Here is a 12,929-nt window from a genome sequence, read left to right on the forward strand (position 1 = left end):
TCATTGCATAATACCGCTCTTTCTGAATAAGAAAGAACCACTTAGTAAAAAAGGGCGTCTAATAGACGTCCTTTTTATACATTGCAAAATTCAGACGTTGCAAAATTAAGAACCTATCTCATCAATCATTTCGATAATTATTGGTGAGATAGGCTCTGAAACAACGAATTGATAACTGTGCGGACTCCTTTGCGCAGTTATATGAGATTTATTAAGGTTTTGCTCAGAAGATATGGTATATTTTACCGCTGCCACAAAAAGAATGTCATTTTCTTATTTGTGTAGTCAAAAAATTTACTGAGCATGCTGAAATTCCTGCAAAATGGAATAGCACTTGTGAAATGGGTAGCACTTGTAAAGTGATAGTACTGACGTACAAGTAGTACTTGCGAAATAAAATGTTACTGCAATTTGTTATATTTGCAGAACGAATAACGCTAATTACCTCCATTAACAAGGCTAATTACTTTTAGATCGCAGGTAATGTTATTGATATCCCTATTCAATTTTGCAGGCTTAGTTTGTAGTAATTGAGGGATATGTTGGCATATTCTATTGGTTTGGCTTGGTTGTTTTACCTTTGTAAACAAGCAGGCTATGTACATACTTCATGGTAACAGGTTGAATTATGAGTGCGAATAGCGAAGCTCAAGGAAGTGGACGCAGTGCAGACATCTTCAAGTGGGTCATTGTCTGTGCCTTATTAATAATTGCTATTGTTGGTAATTATTACTTCCGTCAATATAATCTCGCGCTGCGTGCATTTGCAGTTGTGGCTGTTGTCGCTATTGCAGGTGCTGTCGCTTTATGGACTACAAAAGGTAAAGCAACACTGGCGTTTGCACGCGAAGCTCGCGTCGAGATGAGAAAAGTCATTTGGCCTACTCGCCAGGAAACATTACAAACTACTTTAATTGTTGCTGCAGTAACGGCTGTAATGTCTTTAATACTGTGGGGACTAGATGGTATCCTGGTGCGTTTAGTTTCATTTATTACAAGCCTGAGGTTATTCTAAATGTCCGATTCACCTAAAAAGCGCTGGTATGTCATTCAGGCATTCTCTGGTTTTGAAGGTCGCGTAGCACAATCTTTACGTGAACATATCAAATTACATGCTATGGAAGATTCTTTTGGCGAAGTTATGGTTCCAACAGAAGAAGTTGTTGAAATCCGTAGCGGTCAGCGCCGTAAGAGTGAACGTAAATTCTTCCCAGGCTATGTCTTGGTCCAAATGGTCATGAACGATGACTCTTGGCACTTAGTGCGTAGTGTACCGCGTGTAATGGGGTTCATTGGCGGAACGTCAGATCGTCCAGCGCCAATTAGCGATAAAGAAGTTGACGCTATCATGAACCGCTTACAACAAGTTGGTGATAAACCACGTCCGAAAACACTGTTTGAACCAGGTGAAATGGTTCGTGTTAGTGAAGGTCCATTTGCTGACTTTAACGGTGTTGTTGAAGAAATTGATTATGAAAAGAGCCGCTTAAAAGTCTCTGTTTCTATCTTCGGTCGTGCAACTCCAGTCGAATTGGATTTTGGTCAGGTAGAAAAAGCCTAATCTAAGCGACAAAACTGACTTGCAAAAGGCGTGAAATTTGACTACAATTTCGCGCCTTTTGTTTTTATGTTCGGCGCAAATTAATGTGCGGGACATGTTTAATGTAACGGGGAGCCTTGCAAACCGTAAGGCGCTATCACCCATCTAGAGGAAATATCATGGCTAAGAAAGTTCAAGCCTACGTTAAGCTGCAAGTTGCAGCTGGTATGGCGAACCCAAGTCCACCAGTTGGTCCAGCTCTGGGTCAACAAGGTGTTAACATCATGGAATTCTGTAAAGCGTTCAACGCAAAAACAGACAGCCTGGAAAAAGGTTTACCAATTCCTGTTGTTATTACTGTTTATGCAGACCGTTCTTTCACTTTCGTTACCAAAACTCCACCTGCAGCAGTTCTGCTGAAAAAAGCAGCTGGCGTTAAGTCTGGTTCAGGCAAGCCTAACAAAGATAAAGTTGGTAAAGTGACCTCTGCTCAGATTCGCGAAATCGCTGAAACTAAAGCTGCGGACATGACTGGTGCTGATGTTGACGCAATGATGCGTTCAATTGAAGGTACTGCTCGTTCCATGGGCCTGGTAGTGGAGGACTAAGACAATGGCTAAACTGACTAAGCGCATGCGCAATATCCGTGAAAAAGTTGATGTAACTAAACAGTATGATATCAACGAAGCCGTTGCACTGCTGAAAGAATTAGCAACTGCTAAATTCGTAGAAAGCGTTGACGTAGCTATCAACCTGGGCATCGATGCTCGTAAATCTGACCAAAACGTTCGCGGTGCAACTGTACTGCCACACGGTACTGGCCGTTCAGTTCGCGTTGCTGTGTTCGCACAAGGCGCAAACGCTGAAGCTGCTAAAGCTGCAGGTGCTGAACTGGTAGGTATGGAAGATTTGGCTGATAAAATCAAAGCGGGCGAAATGAACTTTGACGTTGTTATTGCTTCTCCAGATGCAATGCGCGTTGTTGGCCAATTAGGTCAAGTTCTGGGCCCACGTGGTCTGATGCCAAACCCGAAAGTTGGTACTGTAACTCCAAACGTTGCTGAAGCAGTTAACAATGCTAAAGCAGGTCAGGTTCGTTACCGTAATGACAAAAACGGAATCATCCACACCACAATCGGTAAAGTTGATTTCGACACTAACAATCTGAAAGAAAACTTAGAAGCACTGCTGATCGCGCTGAAAAAAGCAAAACCAGCTTCTGCTAAAGGTGTTTTCATCAAGAAAGTTAGCCTGTCTACCACTATGGGTGCAGGTGTTGCTGTTGACCAATCTGGTCTGTCAGCGACAGTTTAATTGCTATAGCCCCGGCTAATTGGTAATTAGGCTTTACCTTTGCGTCAAATTTGTATAAAATTTGACGCCTTGAGTTTGTTGGGTATAGTAACATGCTCAACAAACCACAAATTTCGGTATGGAGTCTGGCCTTTCCAGACCCCGTCCAAGACCGCAGGTGTGGTTATATTAACTACTTAATTTACCTGCGTAGACGGTGACAGAGATACCTAGAATTTTATTCTGGATTCTATTCTGCTCACCGTGTTTTAGCGCTCAAGTACATGTTGTACCTGAGTGATGTGAGTCCCGGGGTTTCCCGGTTAATCCAGGAGCAAGAAGCTAATGGCACTAAATCTTCAAGACAAACAAGCGATTGTTGCTGAAGTCAGCGAAGTAGCCAAAGGCGCGCTTTCTGCAGTTGTTGCCGATTCACGCGGCGTAACTGTAGCAAAAATGACTGAACTGCGTAAAGCAGGTCGCGAAGCTGGCGTTTATATCCGTGTTGTTCGTAACACACTGATTCGCCGTGCTGTTGAAGGTACTTCTTACGATGTACTGAAAGACGTGTTTGTCGGTCCAACCTTAATTGCTTTCTCTAACGAACACCCGGGCGCTGGCGCTCGTCTGTTCAAAGAGTTCGCGAAAGCGAATCCAGCATTTGAGATTAAAGCTGCGGCCTTTGAAGGTGAGTTAATCCAAGCGAAAGATATCGATCGTCTGGCAACTCTCCCAACTTACGATGAAGCAATCGCACGCCTGATGGCAACCATGAAAGAAGCCGCTGCCGGCAAATTGGTTCGTACTCTGGCTGCTCTGCGCGATCAGAAAGAAGCTGCATAAGCCCTTTCCTTCGTTGCTTTTTAACGTATAAACTATTTCTGAATTTTAGGAACACTTGTTATGTCTATCACTAAAGACCAAATCCTTGATGCAGTTGCAGAAATGTCTGTAATGGACGTTGTTGAACTGATTACTATGATGGAAGAAAAATTCGGCGTTTCTGCTGCTGCAGCTGTTGCTGTTGCTGCGGGTCCTGCTGAAGCTGCTGAAGAAAAAACTGAATTCGACGTTGTTCTGTCTGCTATCGGCGGTAACAAAGTTGCAGTTATCAAAGCAGTTCGTGGCGCAACCGGTCTTGGCCTGAAAGAAGCTAAAGACATGGTAGAGTCAGCTCCAGCGACTATCAAAGAAGCTGCAAGCAAAGACGAAGCTGAAACTCTGAAGAAAGCTCTTGAAGAAGCAGGCGCTTCTGTTGAACTTAAATAAGTTCAATTTCAAGAACGCAGCCTGATCTAATTAGGCTGACGGCTGGTGATTTTTTAATCACCAGCCTTTTTGCGCTGTAAAGCGTGATGGGTGTTAACAGCTTTTCACGCAGTTTTAATGTTAACAACAACCCTCCAATACTTCTTTCTATTGACGACTTAATATACTGTGTTCTTCGCTACGACCCGCTCGGGTAGCTCGGTAGCCATGGCAACACAATGAAATGATTTAAGAGTAATAGCAATGAGTATTAAGGAAAGTATTCATTTTCCGTTTCTTATAAAAAACGCGTTGCGGTTCAGTCTCTTACACTAAGAGCTAACCACTTGGGTCACTGATCAACGAGCTGAGGAAACCAATGGTTTACTCCTATACCGAGAAAAAACGTATTCGTAAGGATTTTGGTAAACGTCCACAAGTTTTGGACATACCTTATCTCCTTTCTATCCAACTTGACTCGTTCCAGAAGTTTATCGAGCAAGATCCAGATGGCCAGAATGGGCTGGAAGCAGCTTTCCGTTCTGTGTTTCCAATTCAGAGCTACAGCGGTAATGCTGAATTACAATATGTCAGCTATCGTTTAGGCGAGCCTGTTTTTGATGTTAAAGAATGTCAAATTCGCGGTGTAACTTACTCTGCGCCTTTACGTGTGAAATTACGCCTCATCGTTTATGAGCGTGAAGCACCGGAAGGAACTGTTAAAGACATCAAAGAACAAGAAGTCTACATGGGTGAAATTCCACTCATGACTGAAAACGGAACTTTCGTTATCAACGGTACTGAGCGTGTTATCGTTTCTCAGTTACACCGTAGTCCAGGTGTATTCTTCGATAGCGATAAAGGTAAAACACACTCTTCAGGTAAAGTGCTCTATAACGCACGTATTATCCCTTACCGTGGTTCATGGCTTGATTTCGAATTTGACCCGAAAGATAACCTGTTTGTGCGTATTGACCGTCGCCGTAAATTACCTGCGACCATTATTCTGCGTGCAATGGATTACAATACCGAAGAAATTTTAAACCTGTTCTTCGAAAAAACAGTATTCCAAATCCGTGATAATAAACTGATGATGACGCTGGTTCCTGAGCGTCTACGTGGTGAAACTGCTTCTTTTGATATCGAAGCGAACGGTAAAGTCTATGTAGAGAAAGGCCGCCGTATCACTGCACGTCACATTCGTCAGTTAGAAAAAGAAGAAGTCAATAGCATCGAAGTTCCTGTTGAATATATCGCAGGTAAAGTTGTTGCTAGAGATTACATTGATGAAAGTACTGGTGAGCTGATTTGTGCAGCAAACATGGAACTTTCTTTAGACATGTTGGCACGTCTGAGCCAGTCTGGTCATAAAACAATTGAAACATTGTTTACCAATGACTTAGATCACGGTGCTTACATTTCTGAAACCGTTCGTGTCGACCCAACTAACGACCGTCTGAGCGCATTAGTAGAAATCTACCGCATGATGCGTCCTGGTGAACCACCGACCCGCGAAGCAGCTGAAAACCTGTTCGAGAACTTGTTCTTCTCTGAAGACCGTTACGACTTGTCTGCTGTAGGTCGTATGAAGTTCAACCGTTCACTGAACCGTGAAGAAATTGAAGGTTCAGGTATCTTGAGTGAAGAAGACATCATCGAGGTGATGCGTAAACTCATCGATATCCGTAACGGTAAAGGCGAAGTGGATGATATCGACCACTTAGGTAACCGTCGTATTCGTTCCGTTGGTGAAATGGCTGAGAACCAATTCCGTGTCGGTCTGGTTCGTGTTGAGCGTGCAGTGAAAGAGCGTCTTTCTCTGGGCGACCTCGATGCATTAATGCCACAAGATATGATCAACGCGAAACCAATTTCAGCCGCAGTTAAAGAGTTCTTTGGTTCCAGCCAGTTGTCACAATTTATGGACCAGAACAACCCGCTGTCTGAAATTACGCACAAACGTCGTATCTCTGCGTTAGGCCCAGGTGGTCTGACTCGTGAGCGTGCGGGCTTCGAAGTACGTGACGTTCATCCAACTCACTATGGTCGTGTCTGTCCAATCGAAACGCCTGAAGGTCCAAACATCGGTCTGATCAACTCATTATCTGTTTATGCACAGACCAATGAGTACGGTTTCTTAGAAACCCCATACCGTTTAGTACGTGATGGCTTAGTGACAGACGAAATCCATTATCTGTCTGCAATTGAAGAAGGTAACTTCATCATTGCTCAGGCAAATACCGTTTTAGGTGATGATGGTAGCTTTGTTGAAGAACTGATCACTTGCCGTAACAAAGGTGAGTCAAGCTTATTCAGCCGTGAACAGGTTGAATATATGGACGTTTCGACTCAACAGGTTGTTTCTGTTGGTGCGTCTCTGATCCCATTCCTTGAACACGATGACGCCAACCGTGCATTGATGGGTGCGAACATGCAACGTCAAGCGGTTCCTACTCTGCGTGCTGACAAACCATTAGTTGGTACAGGTATGGAACGTGCAGTAGCGGTTGACTCTGGTGTTACTGCTGTTGCAAGACGTGGTGGTTCGGTTCAGTACGTTGATGCTTCTCGTATCGTTATCAAAGTTAACGAAGATGAGATGTACCCAGGCGAAGCTGGAATCGATATTTATAACCTGACTAAATATACCCGTTCTAACCAGAACACCTGTATTAGCCAGATGCCTTGTGTATCTTTAGGCGAGCCAGTTGAACGTGGTGACGTGTTAGCGGATGGTCCTTCAACAGACCTCGGTGAATTAGCACTTGGTCAAAACATGCGCGTGGCATTCATGCCATGGAATGGTTATAACTTCGAAGACTCCATCTTAGTTTCTGAGCGTGTTGTTCAAGAAGACCGTTTTACAACTATTCATATTCAAGAGCTCTCTTGTGTGTCTCGTGACACTAAATTAGGGCCTGAAGAAATCACTGCAGATATTCCAAACGTTGGTGAAGCTGCCCTGTCTAAACTTGACGAATCCGGTATCGTGTATATTGGTGCGGAAGTGAAAGGCGGCGATATTCTGGTTGGTAAAGTGACACCTAAAGGTGAAACTCAGCTGACGCCAGAAGAGAAACTGTTACGTGCTATCTTCGGTGAAAAAGCATCAGACGTTAAAGACTCTTCTTTACGTGTTCCTAACGGTGTATCTGGTACGGTTATTGACGTACAAGTATTTACCCGTGACGGCGTAGAGAAAGACAAACGTGCATTAGAGATCGAAGAAACTCAGTTACGTGATGCGAAGAAAGACTTAACAGAAGAGCTACGTATTTTCGAAGCAGGTCTGTTTGCTCGTATCCGTTCTGTACTGGTTAACGGCGGAATTGAAGCTGAAAAACTGGACAAACTACCTCGCGACCGTTGGTTAGAGTTATCTTTAGCTGACGAAGAGAAGCAAAACCAGTTAGAGCAATTAGCTGAACAGTATGACGAACTGAAATCTGAGTTCGAGAAAAAACTCGATGCAAAACGTCGTAAAATTACTCAAGGTGATGACTTAGCACCGGGTGTACTGAAAATTGTTAAGGTTTATCTGGCTGTTAAACGTCAGATCCAACCGGGTGATAAAATGGCGGGTCGCCATGGTAACAAAGGTGTTATCTCAAAAATCAACCCAGTTGAAGACATGCCTTACGATGAAAACGGTAACCCAGTTGATATCGTTCTGAACCCGCTGGGCGTACCATCACGTATGAACATCGGTCAGATTTTGGAAACCCACTTAGGGATGGCAGCGAAAGGTATTGGTGAGAAAATCAATGCTATGCTTAAACAGCAAGAAGAAGTTGCCAAACTGCGTGAGTTTATCCAAAAAGCATACGATTTAGGTGATGATCCACGCCAGAAAGTTGACTTGAACACTTTCTCTGACGAAGAAGTTATGCGTTTGGCTGAGAACCTGAAAAAAGGTATGCCAATTGCAACACCAGTATTTGATGGTGCGAAAGAGAAAGAAATCAAAGAACTGCTGAAATTGGGTGGTCTGCCAACTTCAGGTCAGATTACATTATTCGATGGTCGTACTGGCGAGCGTTTTGAGCGTCAAGTAACTGTTGGCTACATGTATATGCTGAAACTGAACCACTTGGTTGACGATAAGATGCACGCCCGTTCAACAGGTTCTTATAGCTTGGTTACTCAGCAACCGCTGGGTGGTAAAGCGCAGTTCGGTGGTCAGCGTTTCGGGGAGATGGAAGTGTGGGCACTGGAAGCATACGGTGCAGCCTATACTCTTCAAGAAATGCTTACAGTTAAATCGGATGACGTTAACGGCCGTACGAAGATGTATAAAAACATCGTCGATGGCAGCCATCAGATGGAACCTGGTATGCCGGAATCTTTCAACGTATTACTGAAAGAAATCCGCTCACTGGGTATCAACATCGAGCTGGAAGACGAGTAATTCGTTTTATGCCGGAAAGCTTGCTTTCCGGCACATGTAAGCACTGGGATTTGGGGAGAGTGTCTTTGAACACTCACCTGACAGGTCTAACTCCGACAGGAGCATTTTGTGAAAGACTTAATAAAGTTTCTGAAAGCGCAAACCAAGACCGAAGAGTTTGATGCTATCAAGATTGCTCTGGCATCACCTGATATGATCCGTTCATGGTCATTCGGTGAAGTTAAAAAGCCAGAAACCATTAACTACCGTACGTTCAAACCTGAGCGTGACGGTCTTTTCTGTGCGCGTATTTTCGGGCCAGTAAAAGACTACGAATGTCTGTGCGGTAAGTACAAACGTTTAAAACACCGTGGTGTGATTTGTGAGAAGTGTGGCGTTGAAGTTACACAGACCAAAGTCCGTCGTGAGCGCATGGGCCACATTGAACTTGCCTCTCCGACTGCACACATTTGGTTCTTAAAATCACTGCCATCCCGTATCGGTTTGCTGCTTGATATGCCACTGCGTGATATCGAACGCGTTCTGTACTTTGAATCATATGTAGTTGTCGAAGGCGGTATGACTAGCCTTGAGCGTGCACAGATTCTGACAGAAGAGCAATACTTAGATGCGCTGGAAGAGTTCGGTGACGAATTTGATGCGAAAATGGGTGCGGAAGCAATCCAAGGCCTGCTGAAAAACCTCGATCTTGAGAACGAGTGTGAAACGCTGCGCGAAGAGTTAAACGAAACTAACTCTGAAACTAAGCGTAAGAAGCTGACCAAGCGTATCAAACTGCTGGAAGCATTCATTCAATCTGGTAACAAACCAGAGTGGATGATCTTAAACGTATTACCTGTGTTACCACCGGATCTGCGTCCATTAGTTCCACTCGATGGTGGTCGTTTCGCAACATCAGATCTAAACGATCTGTATCGTCGCGTAATCAACCGTAATAACCGTCTGAAACGCCTTCTGGATCTGGCAGCGCCAGACATCATCGTACGTAACGAAAAACGTATGCTGCAAGAAGCGGTTGACGCCTTGTTAGATAACGGTCGTCGTGGTCGCGCAATCACAGGTTCTAACAAACGTCCTCTGAAATCTTTGGCAGATATGATCAAAGGTAAACAAGGTCGTTTCCGTCAGAACTTACTTGGTAAGCGTGTTGACTACTCAGGTCGTTCTGTTATCACCGTAGGTCCATACCTACGTCTGCATCAGTGCGGTCTGCCTAAGAAAATGGCTCTTGAGTTATTCAAACCATTTATCTATGGCAAATTAGAATTACGTGGTCTGGCAACAACCATTAAAGCTGCGAAGAAAATGGTTGAGCGCGAAGAAGCGGTTGTTTGGGATATCTTGGATGAAGTTATCCGTGAACATCCAGTTATGCTGAACCGTGCACCAACACTTCACCGTCTGGGTATCCAAGCTTTCGAACCTATTCTTATCGAAGGTAAAGCTATCCAATTGCACCCACTCGTTTGTGCGGCATATAACGCCGACTTCGATGGAGACCAAATGGCGGTACACGTTCCTCTGACTCTGGAAGCTCAGTTAGAAGCACGTGCGTTGATGATGTCAACCAACAACATCCTGTCACCTGCAAGTGGTGAGCCTATCATCGTTCCTTCACAGGACGTTGTATTGGGTCTTTACTACATGACACGTGACTGCGTAAACGCGAAAGGCGAGGGCATGGTATTAGCCGGTCCTAAAGAAGCTGAGCGTGTTTACCGTTCAGGTCATGCGTCGCTGCATGCCCGCGTTAAAGTCCGTATCACTGAAGAAGTAAAAGATTCGGAAGGTAACATCACAATCAACACGGGCTTAGTTGACACCACTGTTGGTCGTGCAATTTTATGGATGATCGTACCGAAAGGTCTGCCTTATGAATTGGTTAACCAAGCGTTAGGTAAAAAAGCGATCTCTAAAATGCTGAACACCTGTTACCGTGTTCTGGGCCTGAAGCCTACTGTTATTTTTGCTGACCAAATCATGTATACCGGTTTTGCCTATGCGGCACGTTCTGGTGCATCAGTTGGTATCGATGATATGGTTATTCCAGAGAAAAAAGCTGGAATTATCGCCGAAGCAGAAGCTGAAGTTGCAGAAATTCAGGAACAGTTCCAGTCTGGTCTGGTTACAGCAGGCGAACGTTACAACAAAGTTATCGATATCTGGGCAGCGGCAAACGAACGTGTTGCTAAAGCGATGATGGAAAACTTGTCGACTGAAGCGGTTATTAACCGTGATGGCGTCGAAGAACAACAAGTTTCTTTCAACAGTATCTTTATGATGGCCGATTCCGGTGCTCGTGGTTCTGCAGCTCAGATTCGTCAGCTAGCCGGTATGCGTGGTCTGATGGCTAAGCCAGATGGCTCAATCATCGAAACACCAATCACGGCAAACTTCCGTGAAGGTCTGAACGTTCTCCAGTACTTTATTTCTACGCACGGTGCGCGTAAAGGTCTTGCCGATACCGCATTGAAAACAGCGAACTCCGGTTATCTGACACGTCGTTTAGTTGACGTTGCACAGGACTTGGTGGTAACTGAAGACGACTGTGGAACTCACGAAGGTATCCTGATGACTCCGGTTATCGAGGGTGGCGACGTTAAAGAACCACTGCGTGAGCGTGTACTGGGTCGTGTGACTGCAGAAGATATCCTGATCCCAGGTACTGCGGACATTCTGGTTCCACGTAATACATTACTGCACGAAAAACTGTGTGACCTGTTAGAAGCTAACTCCGTCGACAGCGTTAAAGTTCGTTCAGTTGTAAGTTGTGAAACTGACTTCGGTGTGTGTGCTCACTGTTATGGTCGTGACCTTGCTCGTGGTCATATCATCAACAAAGGTGAAGCTATCGGGGTTATCGCGGCACAGTCAATCGGTGAGCCGGGTACACAGTTAACGATGCGTACGTTCCACATCGGGGGTGCGGCATCTCGTGCGGCGGCAGAATCTAGTATTCAAGTCCGTAACACAGGTACTCTGAAGCTGGTTAACGCGAAATTCGTTACTAACACAGAAGGCAAACTGGTTATTACTTCACGTAATACAGAATTGCGTCTGATTGACGAATTCGGTCGTACGAAAGAAAGCTACAAAGTCCCTTACGGTGCGCACTTAACCAAAGGTGATGGCGAGGCTGTAACGGGCGGTGAAACTGTTGCGAACTGGGATCCACATACCATGCCAGTCGTCAGTGAAGTTTCTGGTTTCATCAGCTTCTCTGACATGCTTGATGGTCAAACAATGACGCGTCAGACTGATGAGTTAACTGGTCTGTCCTCAATCGTTGTTCTGGATACTGCGGAACGTACCAGTGGTGGTAAAGACCTGCGTCCTGCTCTACGTGTTATTGACGCAAATGGTAACGATGTTCTGATCCCTAACACAGACATGCCAACTCAGTACTTCTTACCGGGTAAAGCAATTGTTCAGTTAGACGATGGCGTTGCTATCAATGCGGGTGATACCTTAGCGCGTATTCCACAAGAATCTGTGGGTACGAAAGATATCACGGGTGGTCTACCACGCGTAGCTGACTTGTTTGAAGCACGTCGTCCGAAAGAGCCTGCGATCTTGGCTGAAATCAGCGGTATTATCTCGTTTGGTAAAGAAACCAAAGGGAAACGTCGTCTGGTTATCACGCCATTAGATGGTAGCGATCCGTACGAAGAGATGATCCCTAAATGGCGTCAGCTCAACGTGTTCGAAGGTGAGATCGTTGAACGCGGTGACGTGGTTTCAGATGGTCCAGAATCTCCACATGATATTCTGCGTCTGCGTGGTGTCCATGCTGTTACGCGTTATATCACTAACGAGGTTCAGGAAGTTTACCGCTTACAAGGCGTTAAGATTAACGATAAACACATTGAAGTTATCGTTCGTCAGATGCTGCGTAAAGTCACTATCGCGGATGCAGGAAGTTCTGAATTCCTCGAAGGTGAACAAGTCGAGTACTCACGTGTTAAAGTTTCTAACCGTAAACTGGAACAAGAAGGCAAAATTCCAGCGAACTTTGCTCGCGACCTGTTGGGTATTACGAAGGCATCTCTGGCAACAGAATCCTTTATCTCAGCAGCATCGTTCCAAGAAACGACACGCGTACTGACTGAAGCAGCAGTTGCAGGTAAACGTGATGAACTGCGCGGTCTGAAAGAAAACGTAATTGTTGGACGTCTGATCCCAGCAGGTACTGGTTTTGCGTATCACCAAGACCGTATCCGTCGCCGTCATCTGAACGATGTTGTGGATGCACCACAAGTCAGTGCAGACGAAGCAACAGCGAACTTAGCTGAGCTGTTAAATGCAGGTTTTAGCAGCGACAACCAGAACTAGTTTCTGATTTCACTGCAAAATTCCTGACAGAAGCCAGTACCGAAAGGTGCTGGCTTTTTTATATCTAAAAGGTGCTGGCTTTTTTATATCTAATAAAATGATAAATTG

At 44.8% G+C, this 12,929-nt stretch carries 8 protein-coding genes; all 8 read left to right on the forward strand.

The features are described from left to right. Positions 1–628 precede the first annotated feature (628 nt). Positions 629–1,015: a preprotein translocase subunit SecE gene (secE, locus tag PSF09_RS19755; protein WP_004265885.1), complete on the forward strand. Its 387-nt coding sequence runs from the start codon at positions 629–631 to the stop codon at positions 1,013–1,015. After that, positions 1,016–1,561, forward strand: coding sequence for a transcription termination/antitermination protein NusG (nusG, locus tag PSF09_RS19760; protein ID WP_004264378.1), 546 nt, complete (start codon positions 1,016–1,018; stop codon positions 1,559–1,561). Between the two features lie 158 nt (positions 1,562–1,719). Further along, on the forward strand, positions 1,720–2,148 hold the full coding sequence (gene rplK / locus PSF09_RS19765; protein ID WP_004264379.1) for a 50S ribosomal protein L11: 429 nt from the start codon (positions 1,720–1,722) through the stop codon (positions 2,146–2,148). Positions 2,149–2,152: 4 nt separating this feature from the next. Further along, entirely contained in the window at positions 2,153–2,854 is a 702-nt protein-coding gene (rplA, locus tag PSF09_RS19770; RefSeq protein WP_272666532.1) for a 50S ribosomal protein L1, read from the forward strand. Between the two features lie 324 nt (positions 2,855–3,178). Further along, positions 3,179–3,676, forward strand: coding sequence for a 50S ribosomal protein L10 (gene rplJ / locus PSF09_RS19775; protein WP_102140205.1), 498 nt, complete (start codon positions 3,179–3,181; stop codon positions 3,674–3,676). A 60-nt stretch (positions 3,677–3,736) separates the two neighbouring features. Then, positions 3,737–4,102, forward strand: a complete 366-nt coding sequence (gene rplL, locus PSF09_RS19780; protein WP_102140204.1) for a 50S ribosomal protein L7/L12 — start codon at positions 3,737–3,739, stop codon at positions 4,100–4,102. Between the two features lie 358 nt (positions 4,103–4,460). Further along, positions 4,461–8,489 (forward strand): DNA-directed RNA polymerase subunit beta, encoded by a 4,029-nt coding sequence (gene rpoB, locus PSF09_RS19785; protein WP_210839816.1) that lies wholly within the window; start codon positions 4,461–4,463, stop codon positions 8,487–8,489. A 108-nt stretch (positions 8,490–8,597) separates the two neighbouring features. Next, positions 8,598–12,821 carry a DNA-directed RNA polymerase subunit beta' gene (rpoC, locus tag PSF09_RS19790; RefSeq protein ID WP_004265876.1) on the forward strand — a complete coding sequence of 1,408 codons (4,224 nt, stop codon included), beginning with the start codon at positions 8,598–8,600 and terminating at the stop codon, positions 12,819–12,821. The last annotated feature ends 108 nt before the right edge of the window (positions 12,822–12,929 follow it).

The organism is Providencia sp. PROV141 (assembly GCF_028481645.1).
Lineage (GTDB): Bacteria > Pseudomonadota > Gammaproteobacteria > Enterobacterales > Enterobacteriaceae > Providencia > Providencia rettgeri.